We start from the raw sequence: 23,661 nt of genomic DNA, 5'->3' as shown, positions 1-23,661 counted from the left end.
GCTATGTTTGAGTGTTCATGTAAAGAAGAGTTTAATATTTGTGGAAGTGAATCAACTATTCATTTTATTACAAATATTCCAGAAATGGTACAAAAAGTTTCTAAGCTACTTAAGAAACTTCACCTTAAGTCAAAAATTGATGAGAATATATGTTCTGTAGTTTTGTTAAACCCAAATAAGTTTTTTCATGAAAATATCAATTTCTTATCTGAAAACTTTTCAGAATTTGAACAAAAAGAGATACGTGTATTTGTAGAAAACCATAAACATCCACTTACTATAAACAATATACTAAAAGCAAAATCACTATTTTTGTATTTAAATTTTATCAATGATGTTTCATTTTTTGAGATTTTATATAGCAAAAGCTTTACCTCTCACTTTCAACCAATTATTGATATGGAAAACAATACGATTTTTGGGCATGAAGCCTTAATAAGAGGGGTTTATCCAGATGGTACACTTATGTATCCAGATGAGATTTTTAAAAAATCAGAAAGAAACAGTACAAACTTTAAACTTGATCAAATATGTAGAGAAACAGCTTTAAAAACAGCAGCTACAAAAAGAATAAATAAAAAAATATTTATTAACTTTTTGCCAACTTCAATATATGATCCTGAATTTTGTCTTCAAGCAACAGTCAAATGGGCAAAACAGCTAGAATATGACCCAAAAAATATAGTTTTTGAAGTCGTAGAAACAGAAAAAGTAAAAGATAAAGAGCATCTTAAAACAATCCTCAATTTTTATAGGCAAAAAGGTTTTTTAATTGCCCTAGATGATGTGGGAGAAGGATATTCATCTTTAAATATGATTATTGATATAAAGCCAGACATCATTAAAATAGATAGAAATATTATTGATAATATTCAAAAAGATACAATGAAACAATCAATATACAAAGCTTTAAAACAAATATCAGATGATAACAACATAAAACTTTTAGCCGAAGGAGTGGAGACTGCTGAAGAGCTAAATAAAGTAAGGGAACTTGGCGTAGATTATGTGCAGGGTTATTACTACTCAAAACCATTAGCAGAACCAATTAGAAAACTTCAAACAAAACTAGTCTAAATCAAAAAAATCCTTTTTTTGATTTAGAGTCACTTTTATTTACAAGCATTTCATTTAAATCATTAATTCTACGATTTTTATTTCTAACATCTTCTTCTAAACTTTTATTTCTTTCTTTAAAATGTTCCACTAGTTCTAAAAGTTCATCATATTTAAGAGACAGTTTATCATTTTTTTGCTTTTCTATATTTAGAGTTTTGATATACGACTCTATTTCTTCTTTTTTAGAGTTCATAAATTTTTCGTATTTTTGAGTTAGATTATCTCCTTGACGTTCATAGTGTTCTAGTTGTCTTACATTTGAAGCATTTTTTTCTTTTAAGGATTTTATTGTCATTTCATCTTCTTCATATAAATCTCTTAATGTATCTACTTTTTTTTCTAAAGCACTGTTTTTTTGTTTTAACTCAAACTCTTTTTTATTTGACTCTTGAAATTTCATTATTACTTTTCGTTGAAAGTCTCTTTTTTCAAGATTCTCTTTTGTGGTTAAAAAGGCTATTGTAATATAATCATTATTGTTTGTTTTAAAAATAGTATTATTTAAATAGAAGGTTTCTCCATCTTTTGTTATAAACTTAGTATTTCCTTTCCATAGTTTCCCATTATTTAACTCTTCCCATGTTTTATCAATATATTTTTTAGGTATTTCAGGATGAATAATATTATTGAAGTTTAAGTTAGCTACATCTTCTTTATTGTATCCAGAAACATCAAGCATAGCTGTATTCATATATGAAATTTCACCTTTTCCATTCATTCTAAAAATAAGGGCTGCTATATCAACAGCTTCAATTAAATACTCTACTTCTTTTCTTTTATTCTCTAGTCGTTCTTCAAGATATTTATTTTCACAAAGGTAATCTATTTTTTGTAATAATGTACTAATATCAACTGGCTTAGTTATATATGAATTAACATTAAAATTTATAGCTTCAAGCATACTCTCTGGTTCAATTCTCCCAGTAGTAACTATAAAAGGTATATTCATATCGGAGCTTCTAACAAGTTTTAAAAAATTTATTCCTGAAACCTTTGGCATATTTAAATCTGAGATTATGATATCAATATTTTTATTATTTTTATAAACTTCATAACCCTCTTCACCATCAGAAGCTTCTAAAACTGTTGAAAAATACTTTTTTAATATAGTAACCAACATCTTTCTATCTGTATTTGAATCTTCTACAACTAATATTGTTATTTTATTTAAAAAATTATCATCCACACAAACTCCTTTTATATAAAGACATAGTACCTCATAAAAAATTAAAGAATACTAAGCTTAAACTAAGATACTATTATCTTATAATAAAAAAGTAATTATTATATACTAATAATCTACATTTGTAATATACAATTAAGATATAATTACATATAGTTTAAATATTATATTATAAATAGGATATCTTATATGCTTGAGTTAAAATTAGTTGTTGTAGAAGATGATGAAGTACTATTAAAAAGAATTACTAGAATATTAAAAAGAGAAATTGCTGAAGTTTATTCTTTTAGTAATCCAGATGAAGCATTAGAAAAAATACTTGAAATCAATCCTGATATTATTGTATCAGATATTCATATGCCAGGTATGAGTGGCTTAGAGATGTATAAAAAAATCAAAGATAAAAATCTAGATGTTCCTATTATCATGGCATCTGCCTTTAGTGAACCAAAATACTTTATAGAAGCTATTAAATTAAAAGTTAAAAACTTTATAGTTAAACCAATTGATATTGATAATTTACTAAATGAAATAAGACAATTCAATAAAGAAATAGAAGAAAAAAAAGAATTAAGTAAAAAAGAGAAAGTTTTACGAATACAATCAAAAATGGCTGCAATGGGTGAGATGTTAGGAAATATAGCCCATCAATGGAAACAACCTTTAAATACGATATCCCTAAGTGCAAGTACAATTCAAGTGGCTAAAGAGATGAAGACTATTGATTACGAAAAAGATTTGGATGAATACTTAGATAACATTATGAATTCTGTTGATTACATGAATACCACAATGAGTGATTTTCAAAACTATTTAAAACCAAACAAACTTGAAAGTTGTTTCTACTTGGAAGATACGATGAAAAAGGTAGAAAACTTAATCATTGCCCAATGTAAAGCTTATGATATAACACTTATAAAAAATATTCAAAATACACATTTATGTAATTATCAAAATGAACTTCTACAAGTCATTTTAAATATAATAAAAAATGCAACCGATGAGTTAATAAAGATTAAAACAGAAAAATATATCTTTATTGATATAACAGAAGAAGATGGAGAAACAGTAATTAAAATAAAAGATAATGCTGGTGGAATAAAACAAAAGAATATAGACTCAATATTTGAAGCTTACGTAAGTGGAAAAGAAGAGACAGAAGGAACTGGTATTGGACTTTATATGTCTAAACAAATCGTGGAAAATAGTTTAGAGGGTAAAATAAATGTAACTAACTCCAACTTCATATACAACAATAAAGAATATTATGGTGCTGAATTTACGATTAGATTAAATTCTTTAGTAGGAAAGTTAACTGATACTTGATAAGTTGATTATAAATGAACTTCCTTTATACTTTTTTCCTTCATGATTAAGTTCTGAATCAGCATAAGATATAGTTCCTTTTAGTGATTTTTCCATCACCATTTTGGAGATATACAGACCTAGACCTGTACCCATCTCTTTTGTTGTAAAATATGGCTCAAAAATCCTATCCTTTGTTTGGGAGTCTATTCCTCCTGCATAATCAGTAATTATAATATCAAAAGTATTATTATCCTTTTTAACTACTAAAATATCTATTTTATGATTTATTTGATTTGAATCTTCTAACTTAACAATTGCATCTTTTGCATTACTTAAGCAATTGATAACCAATTGCTTAAGTTCTGAGATTCTACTATTGAGTTTATACTCATTAAAATCAGAATCTATTAATTCATTGATATTAACTTTTTTATTATCTTTATAAATATATATATCCACATAAATAGCATTTTCTTTTAATTGAGCCCATGAAAATGATATTATTTCTTTAAGTGAACCTATTATATTAAATTCAACAATTTTATTTGATTTGGTGAAAAAGTTTCTAAACTCATCTATCGTTATTGACATATAGTTTAATTGTTCCATAATCTCATCACGTGATTCTATAAGATACTCTTCATCTATTTCATTATGTTTATACGCAGAGACAAGGTCTTGAACTGCTAAACCAATAGAATTTAAAGGTTGTCTCCATTGATGTGCAATTGCAGCAACCATTTCACCCATTGAAACTAGTTTTGATTGTTGCATTAAGAGGTGTTCTTGATTTTTTTCTTTTTCTTGTAGTTCTTTTATTATTGTAATATCTTGACATGTACCAAATATGTTGATTGCGTCATCATTTAAATATGTAGTAGTACCTTTTAGATGAATAGTTTTTGTTTTATTTTCAACAATTACTTTGTATTCCATATCTAAAGGTTGTTTATTATCAATTGCATATTGAATACCTTTTTCAACACTCTGCTTATCTTCTGGATGAATAACATTTATAAAGTTTTCATAACTAGGAATAAAGTTTGAATCTTTAATTTCAAAAATATTTAATATCATATCAGACCAAGAAAAACTGTTATCTTTTATATTCCAATCCCAATGTCCCAATAAAGATATTTTTTCGGCTTCTAATAGTTTTTCATTAACTGCTTTTTTCTCTGTGATATCTTCAATTACAGCTATAAAGTATTCGATTTTTTCTTTTTTATCATCTAAAAAAACAGGGGTCACAGATAAATTTACCCATACTACAGTTCCATTTTTATGGATATATCTCTTTTCCATAGAGTATTTATCAATTTCTTTTCTTAAAAGTTGTTTGACATGAGAAATATCTTTTTCTATGTCATCTTTATGGGTTATATCTTTAAAGGTGAGTTTTACTGCTTCTTTATTTGTATAACCTATTATTGAAGCAAATTTACTATTTAGTCTCCAAAATGTTCCATCAGGTAAAACTAAAGCAATACCCAAGGGAGATTCATTAAAAACATTTTCAAATAACTTTTTACTTTCTCTCTCCTTCTCTATATCTCTAATTGAACCAATAAAAAAAGTTTCAGCATCAATATTTATTTTTGTAATAGACAAACTAATAGGAATCAATCTTTTATTTTTACTTATACCAAATAGTTCTCTTTGTGTTGTTAAAACTTTTGTCATCATAGTTCTATCATGACTAGCTAGATATTCATCATGTCTTGAATGATGTGGTTCAGGTATCAAAATATTTACATTTTTCCCTACCAATTCATTTTCTGTATAACCAAAAGTTACTAAAGTAGTTTTATTTACCGTTTGTATTTTTCCTTTTTCATTTATCATGATTATAGAGTCTAAAGAGTTATCTAAAATCTTTTTTATCTTAAATTCACTTTTCTTTAATATATTTAAATACTCATATAATATCTTAAAGAAAGGAAGTATTAAAATCAATATGGCAAAAATAATTGATATAGCTATTATTTTTGATTGATTTATAAATAGGTTTGTATCTTTTGAGTCTTTAAAACTATAAACTATATAAAAAAGCTCATTGTTCCAAAGCCTTAAACTTTTAACTATGAAATCATCTTTATAGGTATTTGTGTATATTGAAGAATCTAACTCTGATATATTCACATTAAATTTATCTTTGATAGTTAATTTATTACTTTGATATTTTGACCAATTATTTTTATTATCTGAACTTATAATAAAATAGCCATCTTTATCTACTAAATCTACATTTAAAAACGTTGATATTATATTTTCTTTTAGCCAATCATTCATTTCATAATTTATTATTACTATAGCTTCTTTCTTCTGTGCATTAAAAACTGGCATTGCTATTCTTAGGGTGGCACGAAAAGGTATATCTATTTTTCCATTTTCAATATTTAAATCCAAAGGAGAAATACCCATTTCATTTTTTTCTAATTTAATAAAATGTTTAAAGTATTCCCTATAAGATTTATTTTGTAATTTATCTTTTGAAACAACTTCTATATTGTCATCTCTATTATCTAGTTTAATTAACTCATTTCCATCTAAAGAGAGTACTCTTATTTGCATAATTAAAGGAATCTTTTTCATTTGATCTTCAAAAAGTTTTATAACTTTTTTTTCACTATTGGTATTTAACTCTTTTAAATATTCAACAACCATTATATGATTTGCCAAGATAGATAGATATGCTTTTCTATCATTTTGAAATAGTCTTATATGATTTACTAAATATTTATATTCTGTTTGAATTTTATCTCTATTTGAATCTTTTATTAATGCTGTACTGTATTTGAAGGTAAAAATAAATATAGAAAAAGAGATTATTATACATATAATTAAGACAAGCCAATGTGTTGAAGTTTTTATTCTTTTCATCTTATTCACTTTTATTTTGAAGTTATGCTAAAACAAATGGTATCATAAGTAGTATAAATGTTATTAAATTTATTCTATTAATATCTAAAAACATTCCTCTTTATTAGATAATCTTTTTAATTCATCACAAGAAAATCCAGCTTTTTTTCTTGCTTCAAAATTCATATCAGGTTTTTTACTTTGTGTGCTTCCTGGATAATACTTTTCAAGAAGTTCTAAATATGTACTCTCTACATTTAAATTCTCTTTTTCACAAGCATATCTGAACCACCTATCACCTTTATAAACATGATCAACCTCTTCTTGTAAAATAATATTAAGAGCTTTTAAAATTTCACTGTTTATAGTATCTGGGTTTGATTCAAGTTTTTTCATTATTTTAGGATTTTGGTCAAGTCCATTGGCTTCAAGATATCTTGGAACTATTGCCATTCTATCCACCAAGGTAGTTGTTCTTTTCATAGCTTCAAAAAGGTTTGTATGCACTTCAAAGTCACCATACTTATAGCCTATCTTTTTCATAATCTGTTCTATCATTAAAAAGTGTCTTATTTCATCACTTGCAACCTCTAACCAATCTTTATAATAGTCATTTGGCATATTTTTAAATCTAAGTGCAGCATCAAGGGCTAAATCAATAGCACTATACTCTATATGTGCTATTGTGTGAAGTAAACTAGCTTTACCCTCTTTAGTATCAAAATATTTTCTTATTTTTACATCTTTAGGAAGAACTATTTTCATAAAACTCTTATATGATGGTTCATTTAGTGCTTTTGGTTCAAAACTGAAATCATAAGTTAGTTTATTAGCTAAAAATTTTTCATAAAACTTCTCAAACTTTTCAAATTTATTTTTTGGAGTACTTGTTAATAAAATATCTTCTAAGTTTTCAAAATAATTCACTTATTACCTCTAAATTGATATAATCTTATAAAAATAGATTCTATCTAATAAGGTTTGAAATGGATATAAAAATAAAGCCAATGGGCGAATATCAAACAAATTGTTATATTGTAAGCGTTGATGAAAAAGATTTTATAATAGACCCAGGCGTTGATGCAATGCCATGGATAAAAGAAAATGCAAAAAATCCTGTTGTGATTTTAAACACACATGGACACTTTGATCATGTATGGTCAAATAATGAAGTAAGCCGTGAATTTGGGCTAAAGATATATTGTCCTAAAGATGATGCTTTTATGCTAGACAAAGACCCTTATGGTTTTGGGATGACTCCAAGCACAGCAGATATATTGGTTGATGGTGATGAAGAGTTTGATTTTGATGGGACTGTTGTAAAATACCACTTTTTTCCAGGTCATACACCAGGGTGTTCTGCTATTGAAATAGATGGCAATCTTTTTACAGGTGATTTTATATTTAAAGGCACAATTGGAAGAGTAGATTTTCCTTTCTCAAGCCCCACAAATATGAAAGAGAGTATAAAAAAAGTTTTATCATGGGATAAAGATATTAATATTTTTCCAGGACATGGAGAGAATACAACACTTAAAAATGAAGTCCATTCTTTAAATAACTGGTTAAATTACCTATAAAAGCTACTTTACATATAGGTTTTATGCTAGTTTTAAATAAAAAGAATTATAATTAAGTAAATTTACATAAAGAAGAGAGATTATGTTAAAAAACTCAATATTAAGTTTAATAAAATCATCAAGTCACAATGAAAAAGACTTTAAGTCATTAGAGAAAATTTATGAACTATATGAACAACTTCAATATTCATCAAATCTAAAACAAGTGGCCGAAGATATTTATGAGTGGCTTAATAGAAACTATAACGTAGATAATGTTACCTTCTCTTTATTTGATATGAAAAATAATAAAAAAGAAAACGTATATGTAAAAGGAGAAGAGTTTTATCTAGATGATGATAAATCTTTTTTCTTTATTATAAATACACATACCTCTCAAAATGCTATTGTTTCTTTTTCTGCAACTTCAAAAACACACTATAGTGTATTAGAGGCTGAGTATAATGCTATTGAATCAGCATTTTTCCAAATTTCTCCCATCATTCAAAGTGGTATTTTAAAGAAAAACTACATTCAAGCAAACTCTATTGATTCTGTTACAAACGTTTACAATAGACAATATTTAACAGAACATGTAAATAAATTAATAAACTTATCACATAAAGATAAAAATGAAGTTTTCTTTTTAATGGTAGGAATTGATAGATTTAAAGCAGTTATTGATGAGTTTGATTATGATATTGGTGATAAAGTTTTAATTGAACTTGCAAGGGTTATTCACTCAAATATCTCAGAGTTTGATTTAGTGGCAAGACTTTCAGGAGATGAGTTCTTAGTCTCTATTTTAAGTACAGCACAAGAAGATGAGATAAAAGATATTTGTGAAAAACTAATTCAAGACTTTGCCCAAGTAGAAATACAAATAAACGAAGAAGCAACCCTTAAAAAAACTATTTGCATAGGTTATGATAAATTTGAGGCATCAACTAATACTATGGATCAAATTATCAAAAACTCAGATACAGCACTCTATGAAGCTAAAAATAAAGGAAGAAGTTCATTTTTAGCTTTTAAAGATATAAAAGAAGAAGATAATATAGATTTATTTTAGTTCTTCTTTTTTGCTTTAATATAGACTCTTTTGGGTGCAGGATACCCTTCTACAGTTTTAGTTTTATCATTTGGGTCTAAGAAGTCATCTAAACTTTGGTCAAAAGACCATTGGGTTTTTCTTTGCTCTTCACTTGAAGTAGTAGTAACAGCAAGAACTTCAATATCACAAAAGCCAGCTCTAATTAGCCAGTTTTTAAGAGCTGGAATTGTTGGTATAAAATAGATATTTGGAATCTTTGAGTACCTCACATTTGGAGTAAGAGCAACTTCTTCTTCTCCATCTATCATAAAAGTATCAATTAAAACTTCACCATCTTTACTTAAGGAATTTCTTAAAAGTTTTAGTGTCCCAACAGGGTCTGGTCTGTGATATAAAACACCTAACATAAAAATAAAATCAAAACTATGATTATATATCTCCAAATGTTCAACTCCAAGTTTTTCATAAACAATATCACTTTTTACAAAGTGGTTTATAAACTCAAATTGAAGCATAGTTAAAGGACTAGGGTCAAAACCAATAAGTTTTTTAGGTTTATCTTCGAGCATTCTAAACATATAATAGCCATTGTTACAACCAATATCAGCCACTACTTTATCTTTTAGATTAAAATGAGGTCGAATTAGATTATACTTTATATTACTTTGCCATTCACTATCTATTTCTAAACCAAAAAGATTAAAAGGTCCTTTTCTCCAAGGAATTAGAGTTTTAGCAGTTTGTAAGACTGTTTCTCTTTCTTCTTGAGTTAAATCCTCTTTTTTACCTATTGTAAGCCAGTCTTCAAGTTTAACTTCACATGAATCTTTTTCTATTTTCTGTGCTTTTAGAAGTTGTTCATGCCAAGGTTTAATATTTTTCCAGGAGAGACATTCTACTCTCTTTTTTTGCAGTTCTTTTAATTGTTCATTCATAGTGCAATTATAATCATTATTTCTTAAATATCTTTTGATATAATTGCAAAATTTTAATATAGTTAACATAGTTAATATTTTATTAATAAAGCCTGATTATAATAAAACAAAAAAAAAGATACAAAAGGACTAATGTTTTGACTAAAATATTGGATATATTATTCTCATTTAAAACTACTCTTATTTTATTGGCAATACTAGCAATTGGAGCAGGAGTAGCTACATTTATGGAAAATGACTACGGAACATCAACAGCTAGAGTACTTGTATATAACCATTGGTGGTATGAATCAATATTAGTTCTTACAACACTAAATTTAATGGGAATAATTTATAGAAGAAAGATGTGGAAACAAAAAGCAAAATTTTTGTTTCACTCTTCATTTGTATTGATTTTAATTGGGGCTGCAGTTACAAGATATGCAGGATATGAAGGAATTATGCAAATAAGAGAAGGTCAAACTCAAAACTTGATGTACTCTTTAGAGCCGTTTTTACAAGTTAATATCAAAGAAAAAGATGGTAGTTCATACTATGCTGAGTATCCAATCGAACTATCTGCTTTAGGTGGTAACTACTTCAATCATGATATAAATTTCAACGGAAAAACCCTAAATGTGAAGTTCAACAAACATATGTATGCAAAAAAAGGTAAAAATGATATGAGTATTCTTACTATTGAGGCTACATTAAATGGACAAACAAAAGCAATAAAACTTCCAGGGAAAAGAGGAGTAAAAGGAGTGCCAAAAATAGAAGATTTTGGAGATACTATATTAAGTGTTGAGTATGGTTCAAAGTTACTACAACTCCCTTTTTCAATAAAACTAAATGACTTCCAACTTGATAGATACCCAGGAAGTATGTCCCCATCATCATATGCTTCAGAAGTTACAGTATTTCAAGAAAATGGAAAATCTTATGACTATAGAATTTTTATGAATAGAACACTTCATCAAGGAAACTTCTTATTTTTTCAAAGTTCATATGACCAAGATGAAAAAGGAACTGTTTTATCTGTAAATAATGACCCTGGTAAATGGCCAACATATTTAGGATACTTTTTTCTTACATTAGGTCTTGTATTAAACTTATTTAGTAAACAATCAAGATTTTGGATACTTGCAAACAAAATGAAAGATAAAAATATTGCTTCACTAGTACTTGCACTTGGATTAGCCTTTACAGCTTCAAATCTACAAGCAGCAGAACAACAAGCACAAAATACTCAAGCTACACAGCAAACACAACAACCTATGGTTAAAGAGTATGACACAACTGAAGAGTATATTGAAATGCTTAAAAAAGACTCTTTAGAATTAGCTACAAAATTTGGTACACTTACTGTTCAAAGTGGTGGCGGAAGAATGAAACCTGCAGACTCTTTAAATCAAGAAATTCTCTTGAAGCTATCTGGTAAAAAATCTATGTTTGGACTAAATGCTGATCAAATTGTCATAGGTATGATTTCTCGACCAGAGATTTGGAGAGGTGTAAAAATGATAAAAATCACCACTCCAAGATTAAAAAACTATTTAGGTATTGAAAAGAAGAGAAAATATATCGCTTTTGCAGAAGTTTTCAAAGATGGAAAATATATTTTAGCAGATGAGATAAATAAAGCAGTTGCAACTAAACCTGCACAAAGAGGAACTTACGAAAAAGATGTAATAAGAGTTGATGAAAGATTAAATGTTGCATTTATGACTTTTAATGCAAGTTTATTTAACATCTTCCCTACTCCACATGATTTTGATTCAACAAAATGGTTTAATCCTGTTGATGCGATGCAAAAATTCCAAGGTAAAGCCCAAAAAGCTTTAGAGACTATGATTAGAGGATTTGTAAATACAATTATTCTTGAAGACTGGGAAAATGCTAGTAAATACTTAGACTTTATTTATGCTTATCAAAGAAAAGTTGGTGAAAAAATAATACCAAGTGAACAAGAGATTTCAAATGAGATTATGTTTAATAAACTTGATATTTTCCCTAAACTTACTTTAGCTTACTTATTTGTTGGTTTTATTATGTTGATTACAGCATTTGTTGTAGTATTCAATCCAAAAATCAAACCTAAAAAAACTACTTTAGTAGCCTTTATTGTTTTATCAATACTTTTTGCAGCACATACTTTTGGTATGGGATTTAGATGGGTAGTTGCAGGACATGCTCCTTGGTCAAATACTTATGAGTCTTTACTTTATATTTCATGGTCTGGTGTTTTTGCTGGTGTTTTTTTCTTTAGAAAATCACTATTTGCACTAAGTGCTGCTGTTATTGTTGCAGCTATTTTTATGTTTACAGCACATCTTACAAGTATTGACCCACAAATTACAAACTTGGTTCCTGTACTTAAATCATATTGGCTTACAATTCATGTTTCAATTTTAACTGCTTCGTATGGCTTCTTTGGACTAAGTGCAATTATAGGTTTTATGACACTTGTATTGTTTATCTTTAGAAAAAATAGACCACACTTAGATGAAACAATTAAACATATCACATATATAAATGAAATGTCTTTAATCATTGGATTAAGTGCTATTACCATAGGAAACTTCCTTGGTGGTATTTGGGCAAATGAATCATGGGGAAGATACTGGGGTTGGGATCCAAAAGAGACTTGGGCTTATGTATCTATTGTAGTTTATGCAATAGTTATTCACTTAAGATTTGTAAAATCATTAAATAATCCATTTGTACTTACGACTGCTTCTGTTTTAGCATTTAGTACTATTTTAATGACTTACTTTGGAGTAAACTTTTACTTATCTGGAATGCACTCATATGCAACAGGAGACCCAGTACCTATTCCTACTTGGGTTTATGTAACAACTACTCTTGTTTTTGTAACAATAGCTATAGCATACAAAAATAGAGATTTAAAAGCCTAAGTTTTTACTTAGGTTTTTATGAATTTAACTTAGATATATTCACCAACTCATCAAAACACTCTTCAAAAGCATCAACAACTTTTGGCTCAAAAAAAGTTCCTTTACCTTCTAATATAATCTTTTTGGATTTATTTTCATCAAATGCTTCTTTATAACATCGTTTAGACATCAAGGCATCAAATACATCTACAATAGATACAATTCTTGCAAATAACGGTATCTCTTCGCCTTTTAAACCTTTAGGATAGCCTGTACCATCCCATTTCTCATGGTGGTATAAAGATATATCTCTCCCTGCTTCCATGATTTTAGAAGTTGGATTGTTTAATATTGCAGCACCTATTGCTGGATGAGTTTGTATAACTAGTCTCTCTTGCTCATCTAATTTACCAGGTTTCAATAATATTTTATCTGGAATACCTAACTTTCCTATATCATGCATGGCACTTGCATGTTTTAATATATATATCTGTTCCTCTTCTAAATTAAGTTTTTTAGCGATTGCTTCACTATATAAACCTATTCTATTAATATGTTCAGCCGTATCATTATCTTTGTACTCCGCGGCAACAGCCAATCTAAATAATGTATCTAAGTATGATTCTTTTAAATTAACTTTCATTTTATTAAATGAAGTAATTAACTCATTTATCTCTTTGATTTTACTTAGTTTAATATCTGCTTGATTTAAATTTAAAAGCTCTAATTTATTAGTAGTATCTCTTAAGTCTAATATTGGTCTAGAAATATTCTTAGCAACTTTAATACTAATAAATAAAGATATACATCCAATTAGTATAATAAAAAGAATATTTAACTTATTATTTCTTTTTAATAGTCCTAAAAAATCATCTTCAAAAACATACATACCAATTGTCCACTCTAATTCACCTATTTTAAAAGGTAAAAACATTGCTTGGTAATTATTTCCATCTTTTTTAAAACTGATATAAAACTCTTTTTGTACCGATTCAATATCAGTTTGTTTTATGAGTTCATTATATGCTTTTTTTATAACACTATTTTCATCAAGAGTATCAATTGTTTTTAATTTACCTTTTTCTGCTGGGAAAGATATAATTTTTAATGATTTATTAATCAAAAAAACTTTTCCATTTTCTCCAATTTTTAAATTATTTATAAAAGATGATAATTTATCAATCTCTATATCAATTCCAATCACACCTTTTATTCTATTTCCTTTATCATATATTGGTGTTGATATAGTTATTCCTGCTTTTTGAGAAGTATAAAATATATATGGTTCTGTCCAAGTTGATAGTTCCCTTGTCACTGCATTTATATACCATGGTCTAACTCTAGGCTCATATTTATCATTATCTAAACTCTTTTCTTCAATCAAATTCATAAATTTATCATTTTGTTCAATAGTTACATTTTTTTTGTTTGTATTATACTTAATGCTTTTTTTTAGAAAACCTTTATCATTTTTTAAAAGCATTAAGAAATCGCCATCAATAGATGCAAAATATATAGCAGAAAAATATTGATTTACAATCATTTGTTCATAAAAATAATTAATCAACTCTTTTTGATTTTGAATATTTATAACATTTTTATTTTGCAAATTTTTGGTTAAAAAAGATGCATCACTTGCTACATTCATATAAGTTTTGGATTTATCAATAGCAAACTCTGATATATTCTTCATTATTTTATATGATTGAACAGACATTGTACTCTTTGACATATAATAGGTTGTTAGTAATATCATAGACATAGATATGATAATTATCAAAGAAAAAGATAGTATAAGAAGTGCTTTTAACGAAAATTTCATAATTTTACCTAAAAATCATTATTGTGTTTATTATTATAACCAATAAATAGTCACATAATGGTCAAAGTTAATAAAAATATCATCACTTTTTGATATAATCACAAAAAAATCAAAGGTTTATCTTGAGCTTAGTTTTAGAAATATTTAAAGAAATAACATCAATACCTAGATGTAGTGGTACACATAACGAATTTATAAATTATGTTAAAAGTTATGCTTCAAAGTGTGGATTTGAATGTTTTATTGATGATGTAAATAATATTCTTTGTAAAAAAAAGAATTCAAACTCAAAAATCTGTTTACAATCACACTACGATATTGTTTGTTTAATAGATAATACAATACCAGAAATAATAGAAAAAGATGGTTTTTTAAAAGCTAAAAATTCAACTTTGGGTGCTGATAATGGTATTGGTTGTTCTTATATGTTAGCACTAATGAGTGAAAATAAAGATTTAGAATATCTTTTTACCTCAGATGAAGAGATAGGATTAATTGGGGCAAATGACATTAAACTAAACATCACCTCACCTTTTATGCTAAATTTAGATTCAGAAGAAGAAGGAGAGATTTGTATAGGTTGTGCAGGTGGTGTAGACATACTTGCAAAACACACAAATCATAAGTTAGTTCCAAATACACAAAACCTAAAACTATATGAAATCACTATTTCAAAACTAAGAGGTGGACACAGTGGCGTTAATATTCATGAAAACATACCAAATGCAATCAAACTTATTGCAAAAGCAATTAAAGAGTGTGGAGGAAAATTATTAGATTTAAATGGTGGAGAGAGAATTAACTCTATACCTGCAAATGCAAAAGCAATCATTGCTTCAAAAAATCCACCATCTCCTACACATGAAAATATGAGTATCAAAGAAGTAGCAGAGGTTCCTCAGCATTTTAATTTATATAGTGATGAAATTATAGATTTTTTATATGATTTTGAAAATGGTGTAATAGAGTTCAATAATGAATTAGATGTAGTAGAAACCTCAATTAACCTAGCAATTGTAAAAACAAATATCAATGAAATAGAGATAAAACTAAGTGCAAGATCTATGGATAATGAAAAACTAAACAGTATCAAAGAAACTACTTGCAATCAGCTAAAAATACAGAACTTTGAAGTACAAACAAAAGGTAAATATCCAGCTTGGAAACCAGATAAAAATGAGTTTACTCAAACAGTATATGAAATATATATAAAAAATAACCCAGATGCTCAATTTAGAGCTATCCATGCAGGACTTGAGTGTGCAATTTTTAAAGAGAAATTCCCACACTTAAAAGTAGCATCCATTGGACCAAATATTTATAATCCACACTCTTATAATGAAAAAGTCAGTATAAAATCAGTTGAAAATCTATTTGGAATTGTAAATGAAATAATTTTATAAAGTATTATAATAATAATTATTTTGCAATTAATATAATAAAATAACAGAAATGTTAATAATTATGTAAACTTTTATATTATTTTATTATAATATCTTCATATTTACAACGAGGTATTATTATGACGATTAAAAGAAAATCTAATCTACTAGTTGCAGTTTTTATTATTGTACTTATATTAAACGGACTTGGATTATTTGTATCATTATCAAAAATAAAACATGCAAATAATAACTTAATTGAAGAGACAAAACTAACTTCTTCTTTTCAAAACTTGAAATTTTTAGTGAAAAACATTCAAGAACTAGGTACTGACCTTACACTTATGGGTGATACAGAGGGCATTAAAGAAATTGAATCTTTGATTAAAAAATATAAAGATGTAAGAAAAAAGATAAAAGAAAAAAACCAACATAAAGAAAATAAAAAATACTTAACAAATATTGACAATATATTTGATAATTATATTTTTTCTCTAAAAAACATGGTTAATTATGGTGTTAAAGCAGTAAAAAACAGAAATGAATTAATTCAAATTTTAGCTTCTTCAAGTCAAAACTTGACAGATGAAGAAATGAATATTTTTAATAAATTTATGGATTCAACTTTCAGTATTGAAGACAATATGGATAAAGTTGATAGGTTTTCAGCAATAATTGAAGAGAATATAAATAAAGCAGTAGAGAAACAAAAAGAATTTCTTGAAGATACAATTGTTAAAGATATTGAAATAATAAATAAATTTCAATTTGTTTCTAACTTATTAACAATAGCATTTGCAATTTCTGTTATTTCTTTAGTTTTAATTATTAGTAATATTTTAAAAAATATTCAAAAACTAGACGATGGAGTTGAAAAGTTAGCACACAATGAAGATGCGAGCAAAATAGACCTTTTTTCAAATGATGAACTTGGCAATATTGCAGAAAATTTTAATTTTTATGTAGAAAAAATAGAAAGTGCCGTTCTACAAGATAAATTGGCAATTGAAAATGCAAAAGAAGTTATTGGAAAGGTGAATGTTGGATTATTTAATGATAGAATCTCAGTAAAAGGTTCTACAAATGAATTAAATGAACTAATAGCTCAATTTAATAATATGTTAGAGTCAACAAGAGATAATTTAGTTAAGTTATCTGACTCTTTAACTGAATTAGGAAAAGCTAACTATATATATAAAATACCTGATATTCCAAATATTACAGGTCTTGTTTCATCTTTATTTGGTGGAACAAAAGTTACTCAAACTGCAATCAATGAAGTAATCTCTATAATTGATAATTCAACTAAAAGATTAGGTTTTAGTGCAGATGACTTATCAAGTGCATCATCTGAATTAAGTGCTTCATCAAATAAACAAGCAGCAGCACTTGAAGAAACTGCAGCAGCAATTGAAGAAGTAACAGCCACTATCCAAAGTGGTAATGAAAATACAGCAAAAATGCTTGAATATTCATCAAAAGTTGCAAACTCTAGTAATACAGGTATTGAATTAGCGAAAAAAACATCTGAATCTATGGATCAACTAAGTACAGAAGTAACTACTATAAATGATGCAATTATTGTCATTGATCAAATTGCATTTCAAACTAATATTTTATCACTAAATGCAGCCGTTGAAGCCGCAACTGCAGGAGAAGCAGGAAAAGGTTTTGCAGTAGTTGCTCAAGAAGTTAGAAATCTAGCTTCACGAAGTGCAGAAGCTGCAAATGAAATAAAAAAGCTAGTAGAAAGTGCAAATATAAAATCAAAAGAAGGAAAAGATGTTGCTTCTAAAATGATTGATGGATTTAATGAACTAAATGAAAATATATCACAAAGTGAAAAAATAATTGGAGAAGTTGCAAACTCTACAAAAGAACAAGAACAAGCAATGGTTCAAATAAATGATACAGTTAATGCACTAGATCAAGCCACACAAAAAAACGCTTCTTTAGCTAGTCAAATAAATGAAATGGCAGCTAATACTAAAGTGTTAGCTAATCAATTACAAAATGCCGTGGATTCTACTTCATTTGATGAAAAAGCAAAAAGAAGAGTTTGTGATACTGAATTTGTATTTAAAATAAATAAACTAAAAACAGATCATGTATTATTTAAAAATAATGCCTTTAATCAGTGTGTCTCTGGTGGAGATAAAGTCACTGTAAAAAACCACAATGAGTGTGATTTTGGGAAATGGTTAAATTCAACGAAAGATTCAGCCATAGCACAAACAGAAGATTGGAAACTTTTATATAATGAACATAGAAAAGTTCATATGATGGTTCAAGACTCTGTTGATTTATATGCAGGTAAATATAAAAATGGTCAAATAATTTCAGTAGCTCAAAACTTAGAAAAATCAATGAATAGAGTTTTTGTACAAATGGATAAAATAAAAGAAATTCATTGTGATAATTTATTTAATAAAAAGGCTTAATTATGGCAGTAGGTAAAGAAACAGTATTAAGTGATAATGCTTTTTTAGTTAGTGAGACAGATGCAAAGGGAAATATTCTTTTTGCAAATAAAGAGTTCTGTGATATAGCAGAGTATGAATTAGATGATTTATTAGGTAAGCCACATAATATTGTAAGACATGAAGATATGCCTAAGGCTGCATTTAAAGACCTTTGGGATACTGTAAAATCTGGTGAAGTTTGGCAAGGCTATGTTAAAAATAAAACTAAATCTGGTGGATATTATTGGGTATTTGCAACTGTTTATCCATACCTTAATGAAGCAAAAGAACAGTGTTATATGTCTTGCAGGAGAAAGCCTTCAAGAGAAGAAGTAACTAAACACGAAGCTTTATATAAAACAATGATATAAAGAGGCTAAATAGCCTCTTTTATAATTTTTAAAATAGTCTCTTGGGCACCTTGAGCTATTTCTATCATATCAGGGTTTATATCATCTACAAGTTGTACTATTGAGTTTGTAGCAACAGTAGTCTCTTTATCTTCTTTATATACAGAAATTTTACAAGGCATTATTGAACTTAAACTCATATCCTCACTTAAAAACTCTTCTGCAATCTTTGGATTACATACATCTAATATCTGACACTCATTTTTAAAGTCAATACCTTTTGAGTTTAATGTCTCTTTTACATTGTGAATATGTAAAACACCAAACTTATAATCTGAAATAATCTCTTGAATTTTATCTACTACTTCTTGTACACTTTTTTCACTTTTTTCAATATAAACCATTTTCTATCCTAATTTTAATAATCTTGAATTGAAGTATAACAAAAAGCTATAAAATTATCTTTTAATTATTTACTAAAATTCTACATCCCATATTTGGTATTGTTTCAATTAGTTTATACTCTAATTTTCCTCTTAATCTATAGATTAAAGTTCTTAGTGTACTATCAGAAATTGTATTTGTAGTCCAAATTCTTGACTCCAATTCCTCAAATGATACAATTTCTTCTTTTGATTCAATAAGAATTTTTAAAAGTAATATTTCTTTACTACCAAGTTTTATAGCTAAATCTTTGTAAAATAATTTATCATTTTTATTATCAAAGTAGTAATTATTACCTAAGTAGTGATATTCTTTGTTTATCGTATCTACTTGTCTTGTCTTATTTTTATATAATCCAAGCATTATATTAGACTTCAATTCTTCTCTTTTAAAAGGTTTTAATAAATAGCTTACAGGATTTGTTTTAATAGCCCTACTAATTGTATCTTCATCCGAAAAAGCTGTTATATATATAATAGGTATATTTTCAAAAGTTTGGATTTCCTCAACAACTTCAATACCATCTTTACTTTTCCCAAGATTTATATCCATTAAAATAATATCTGGCCTATCATACTTAACACTTTTAATTGCATCATCATAGTTTGTTACACAGTTACTTACATTATAGTTATATTTCATTAAAGTCTTTTGCATATCAAGGGCAACAATACTCTCATCTTCTACTATTAATATTTTTGTTTTATTCATATTTTTTTCTTTTTAATTGTTATAAGTTATTTTAAAATGATAACATTTTATTGTCACATATTTTGTCACAAATTAGTTAAATTTACTATAATCCTAAAAAAACTTTTTTAAAGAAGCTTGATGCTTGATTTGGATTATATGATATAATCAAACATGGTGTTTCAAAACTACCATAAGAATTCAACTCCTTAAAAACTTCAACACCACCCAGTTTTTTGAACAACTTCAAATGCTCCTTTTTTATGCCAGACAATGCAATATCTATATTATTATTTATAAAGATATTATATATTCCACACATTAGGTATTTAAACTCTTGATTTAAACCACTACCTCTATTTTTAACTATATTTCTAGATATTTCACCTATACAACTATATTGTTTGCGCATATCATCAAAGCAGCATTTATTTTCTGATGGTAATTTATTTTCTGAATCAAAAATCAACCTAATAGTCCCAGAGACTTCTTTATTGTTTTTATAATAAATAATTGCAGATGTTTTATCATATATATCAAAGTTTAATCCTTCTATTGAATCAGGAAATTCATCTAAATAATTAATTTCTCTAAATACATTACTTCTTAGTTTGAATACATCTATTAACTCCTCCGCAGTAGTAGTTAATCTAAGATTTTTATTATCTTGATTCCAAGATAAACTTCTATTAAATGAGATACTCTCATCAATAATACTTTCTAAAAAAATTCTTTTTTGAAAGGTTTCCAAAGCAAATTTCTGTTCATTATAAAAGTTTATTGGTAGATAATCTAGCCTTTGTTGAATATTTTGTTGAACAAATTCCTGAAGTTGATTTAGAGAGATATTTTTATTTAGGTAAGCCATTGTCTGTCCTTTTTAGGACAAACTTTAATATGTTGACGTCACATCTAGCGTCACATACTTTATAATGGAATTATTTTACAACCTATGGAAGTTATAGTTTCAATTATTTTGTATTCTAATTTACATCTTAGTCTATAAATTAATGTTCTTAGTGTACTATCAGAAACAGGAGAATCAGGCCAAAGTAAATATTCAATTTCATTAAATGATACGATTCTTCCTTTTGCCTCAACTAGTAGTGTTAACAACTTTTTTTCTTTTACTCCTAATTTTATTGGTATTTCATTATAAAAAAGTATTTCATCTTCTAGAGCATAATAGTAATTATCACCTAAACATATGTTATTTTTATTTATATACTCTTTTTTTGCCTTATCAATCTTATATAGACAAAGCATTATTATAGATTTAAGTTCTTCTCTTTTAAATGGCTTTAATATATATCCTATGGGATTAGTATGTATCGCCCTACTTATAGTATCTTCATCCGAATATGCGGTCAGGTATATTATAGGTATATTTTCAATTGTCTGTACTGCTATTGCAGTTTCAATGCCATCTTTACTATTCTTTAGGTTTATATCCATAAATATTAAAGATGGTCTAAATTCTTTTACATGAGCAAGTGTTTCATCATAGTTTGTAGTACAATAAATATCTTTATATCCAAAACTTTTTAGTGCTTGTTTTATATCAAGAGCAACAATACTCTCATCTTCTACTATTAATATCTTTGTATTAATCATCTTCCTTCCACTTGATTGTTGTAATTACACCATCAGTTGAATCAATTGATATGCTTGCCCCCAATTGATTTGTACATAAAGTATTTACTAAAGTTAAACCTAGAGATTGTTTTTTATTTTTTTCATCAAACCCAATCCCATCATCTTTTATTATTAGTTGTATTACTTCTTCAAATCTTTTTAAACTAATTGTTATATTCCCTTCTTTTGATGGGAAAGCATATTTAAATGAATTTGTAACTAATTCATTAATAACTAGTCCACAATATATGGCTTGCTCTATTTTTAAGTTAGCTTGAATATCAAAAGATATTTCAACATCAGTTTCATAACTATCTTTTATCTCTTCTATCAGTAAATCAAAATATTCATAGGCATTTATATGTGAGATATCATTTTGATTGTATAAAAGCTCATGTAAGTGTCCCATAGCACTGATTCTATTTTGTATGGTGATTAGTATATCTTGTAGTTTTGTATCTGATATGTCATCATTTTGAAGCCTGATTAAAGAGACTATTGTTTGCATATTATTTTTTACTCTATGATTTAACTCTTTTAAAAGTAACTCTTTTTCATCAAGTGCATATTTTAAATCTTTTGTTTTTTCTTCAACGCTTTTTTCAAGCCTTTTTGTCTCATCTTTTTGTTGCATAATTAATTTATGATTTGCTTCATTTTTCTCTTTTTGTAAGTTTGTAATTCTATTTGCTAGAGCTACAGAGAAAATAACTGCTTCTAGTACAAAAGATATTTCTATCAAATATCGAGAATAGCCATATATATTGAATACCCCTGAACTTGATAAATACATCAATATTCCAGAAGTTAAAAATATAAACCATCCTAAAAGTATAAAATAAGCTTGTTTATTTCTTTTTATACTTGCAAAAATTGTTAAATACATTAGAAAAATCAAAAAGAGCATAGTAATACTATTTCTATATTTGTCATAACCATCTGTTAATAAGAAAAATATAATAGATATAGGTATCAAAAATAAAAATGTATTTAATATTCTATTATGAACTATATATTGTTTTGTTTGCAAAAAACTTTTTGTAAACAACCCCAAAGCATAAACAGGTATTGCAACGATTAAAGAAGCAAGACTGACAATAGTAACCATACTTTCAAAATCAAAGAAATATGTATTTGCTATACCAACATACATCATATGATGAATTATTAATCCAAACATATAAATAACATAATATAAATAACTAATATCTCTAGTGAAAAAATATATAAATAAGTTGTATATTGCAAGTATTAACATAGCTCCAAAAAAAAGTGAAAGAAATATTTGATGACTTATCTCTTTATTATAAAATACTTCACTTTTCCATAGATTTAATTTAACTATTAATGTAGTAATTGATGATGATGCTTTTATATAATAAGTGGCAGTTTGATTTGGTTTTAGTTCTATATCAAAATTAGGGTTTATAATCTTTTCATGTATATTTTTCAGAAAAAGGCCATCTTCTACTTTTGTATAGTTTTCATTTGGATTATAAAACTCAATATTTGTAGTAAGTGGATTATCATACTCAAGGATTTTATAAATAAATTTATCTGTGTTATTTTTTAATGTAAATCTTATCCAAACATCAAAATCTGGTGAATATCCATATCCTAGAAGTTTTTCACTATTTTTTTCAAAAAGATTATCTTGTTTCCTAATTTCACCTAAAGTTAAACTTCTACTTTTATCTATATAAATTTCACTATGAGATAACAAATCGACAAATTTTGTTTGATTATTTATCACTAAAGGATTTGCATAAAAGATTGTTGTTATAAGTAGAATAAATATTATTCTTATTTGATTCATTATTATTGCCTACAGTTGATAGTTTATTATACATAATAAAAATAATTAAAGATATAAATTAATTTCCTAAGATGGTGTTCGATACTGGATTTGAACCAGTGACCCCTACGATGTCAACGTAGTGCTCTACCACTGAGCTAATCAAACATAGATTTTAATAATTG

18 protein-coding genes and 1 tRNA gene are annotated in these 23,661 nt (G+C 26.8%); 8 read left to right on the top strand and 11 right to left on the bottom strand.

Going from position 1 to position 23,661, the window contains the following annotated elements; translation table 11 throughout:
* The first annotated feature begins 3 nt into the window (after positions 1 to 3).
* The gene (locus tag ACNI28_RS13120) at positions 4 to 1,077 is read left to right on the top strand and encodes an EAL domain-containing protein (RefSeq protein ID WP_419764720.1); all 1,074 of its coding nucleotides are present in this window, start codon (positions 4 to 6) and stop codon (positions 1,075 to 1,077) included.
* 1 nt (position 1,078) lies between these two features.
* On the opposite strand, the gene ACNI28_RS13115 is transcribed toward ACNI28_RS13120, so the two are convergent.
* The gene (locus ACNI28_RS13115; RefSeq protein ID WP_419764719.1) at positions 1,079 to 2,305 is read right to left on the bottom strand and encodes a response regulator; all 1,227 of its coding nucleotides are present in this window, start codon (positions 2,303 to 2,305) and stop codon (positions 1,079 to 1,081) included.
* A gap of 186 nt (positions 2,306 to 2,491) precedes the next feature.
* Here ACNI28_RS13115 and ACNI28_RS13110 point away from each other — a divergent pair, with 186 nt between their 5' ends.
* Positions 2,492 to 3,628, top strand: a complete 1,137-nt coding sequence (locus ACNI28_RS13110) for a response regulator (RefSeq protein ID WP_419764718.1) — start codon at positions 2,492 to 2,494, stop codon at positions 3,626 to 3,628.
* On the opposite strand, the gene ACNI28_RS13105 is transcribed toward ACNI28_RS13110, so the two are convergent.
* Together ACNI28_RS13105 and ACNI28_RS13100 are read right to left on the bottom strand one after the other, a co-directional pair.
* Entirely contained in the window at positions 3,614 to 6,493 is a 2,880-nt protein-coding gene (locus ACNI28_RS13105; RefSeq protein ID WP_419764717.1) for a PAS domain S-box protein, read from the bottom strand. The genes ACNI28_RS13110 and ACNI28_RS13105 overlap by 15 nt on opposite strands.
* Positions 6,494 to 6,577: 84 nt before the next feature.
* The gene (locus tag ACNI28_RS13100; protein WP_419764716.1) at positions 6,578 to 7,399 is read right to left on the bottom strand and encodes a ferritin-like domain-containing protein; all 822 of its coding nucleotides are present in this window, start codon (positions 7,397 to 7,399) and stop codon (positions 6,578 to 6,580) included.
* Between the two features lie 59 nt (positions 7,400 to 7,458).
* Here ACNI28_RS13100 and ACNI28_RS13095 point away from each other — a divergent pair, with 59 nt between their 5' ends.
* Together ACNI28_RS13095 and ACNI28_RS13090 are read left to right on the top strand one after the other, a co-directional pair.
* Positions 7,459 to 8,052 (top strand): MBL fold metallo-hydrolase, encoded by a 594-nt coding sequence (locus ACNI28_RS13095; RefSeq protein WP_419764715.1) that lies wholly within the window; start codon positions 7,459 to 7,461, stop codon positions 8,050 to 8,052.
* A gap of 82 nt (positions 8,053 to 8,134) precedes the next feature.
* Complete coding sequence (locus ACNI28_RS13090; RefSeq protein WP_419764713.1) at positions 8,135 to 9,103, top strand: GGDEF domain-containing protein; 969 nt, start codon at positions 8,135 to 8,137, stop codon at positions 9,101 to 9,103.
* Here ACNI28_RS13090 and cmoB read toward each other — a convergent pair.
* A complete protein-coding gene (gene cmoB, locus ACNI28_RS13085) occupies positions 9,100 to 10,020 on the bottom strand; it encodes a tRNA 5-methoxyuridine(34)/uridine 5-oxyacetic acid(34) synthase CmoB (protein WP_419764712.1) in 921 nt (306 codons plus the stop codon). The genes ACNI28_RS13090 and cmoB overlap by 4 nt on opposite strands.
* Positions 10,021 to 10,157: 137 nt before the next feature.
* Here cmoB and ccsA point away from each other — a divergent pair, with 137 nt between their 5' ends.
* Positions 10,158 to 12,917 (top strand): cytochrome c biogenesis protein CcsA, encoded by a 2,760-nt coding sequence (ccsA, locus tag ACNI28_RS13080; RefSeq protein ID WP_419764711.1) that lies wholly within the window; start codon positions 10,158 to 10,160, stop codon positions 12,915 to 12,917.
* Positions 12,918 to 12,933: 16 nt separating this feature from the next.
* On the opposite strand, the gene ACNI28_RS13075 is transcribed toward ccsA, so the two are convergent.
* Positions 12,934 to 14,718: an HD domain-containing phosphohydrolase gene (locus tag ACNI28_RS13075; RefSeq protein ID WP_419764710.1), complete on the bottom strand. Its 1,785-nt coding sequence runs from the start codon at positions 14,716 to 14,718 to the stop codon at positions 12,934 to 12,936.
* A 122-nt stretch (positions 14,719 to 14,840) separates the two neighbouring features.
* Between ACNI28_RS13075 and ACNI28_RS13070 the strand changes: the two genes are divergently transcribed.
* The 3 genes from ACNI28_RS13070 (at position 14,841) to ACNI28_RS13060 (ending at position 18,933) form a co-directional block, all read left to right on the top strand.
* Complete coding sequence (locus ACNI28_RS13070; RefSeq protein ID WP_419764708.1) at positions 14,841 to 16,121, top strand: M20/M25/M40 family metallo-hydrolase; 1,281 nt, start codon at positions 14,841 to 14,843, stop codon at positions 16,119 to 16,121.
* Between the two features lie 119 nt (positions 16,122 to 16,240).
* A complete protein-coding gene (locus ACNI28_RS13065; RefSeq protein ID WP_419764707.1) occupies positions 16,241 to 18,541 on the top strand; it encodes a methyl-accepting chemotaxis protein in 2,301 nt (766 codons plus the stop codon).
* A gap of 2 nt (positions 18,542 to 18,543) precedes the next feature.
* Entirely contained in the window at positions 18,544 to 18,933 is a 390-nt protein-coding gene (locus ACNI28_RS13060) for a PAS domain-containing protein (protein ID WP_419764706.1), read from the top strand.
* Between the two features lie 5 nt (positions 18,934 to 18,938).
* On the opposite strand, the gene ACNI28_RS13055 is transcribed toward ACNI28_RS13060, so the two are convergent.
* From ACNI28_RS13055 to ACNI28_RS13030, 6 genes are all read right to left on the bottom strand, one after another.
* Positions 18,939 to 19,316, bottom strand: coding sequence for a DUF302 domain-containing protein (locus tag ACNI28_RS13055; protein WP_419764705.1), 378 nt, complete (start codon positions 19,314 to 19,316; stop codon positions 18,939 to 18,941).
* A gap of 61 nt (positions 19,317 to 19,377) precedes the next feature.
* Entirely contained in the window at positions 19,378 to 20,067 is a 690-nt protein-coding gene (locus ACNI28_RS13050; protein ID WP_419764704.1) for a response regulator, read from the bottom strand.
* An 85-nt stretch (positions 20,068 to 20,152) separates the two neighbouring features.
* Positions 20,153 to 20,914, bottom strand: coding sequence for an N-acyl amino acid synthase FeeM domain-containing protein (locus ACNI28_RS13045; protein ID WP_419764703.1), 762 nt, complete (start codon positions 20,912 to 20,914; stop codon positions 20,153 to 20,155).
* A 59-nt stretch (positions 20,915 to 20,973) separates the two neighbouring features.
* Positions 20,974 to 21,660, bottom strand: coding sequence for a response regulator (locus ACNI28_RS13040; protein WP_419764702.1), 687 nt, complete (start codon positions 21,658 to 21,660; stop codon positions 20,974 to 20,976).
* A complete protein-coding gene (locus ACNI28_RS13035) occupies positions 21,653 to 23,497 on the bottom strand; it encodes a 7TM diverse intracellular signaling domain-containing protein (protein ID WP_419764701.1) in 1,845 nt (614 codons plus the stop codon). The genes ACNI28_RS13040 and ACNI28_RS13035 overlap by 8 nt, the downstream gene beginning before the upstream one ends.
* A gap of 72 nt (positions 23,498 to 23,569) precedes the next feature.
* Positions 23,570 to 23,644 (bottom strand) — tRNA-Val (locus ACNI28_RS13030).
* Between the last annotated feature and the right edge of the window lie 17 nt (positions 23,645 to 23,661).

This window comes from Arcobacter denitrificans (SeqCode), assembly GCF_048571185.1.
Taxonomy (GTDB): Bacteria; Campylobacterota; Campylobacteria; order Campylobacterales; family Arcobacteraceae; genus Arcobacter; species Arcobacter denitrificans.
The sequence above is the reverse complement of the archived record's forward strand: the minus strand, read 5'-3'. Positions and strand labels throughout refer to the sequence as shown.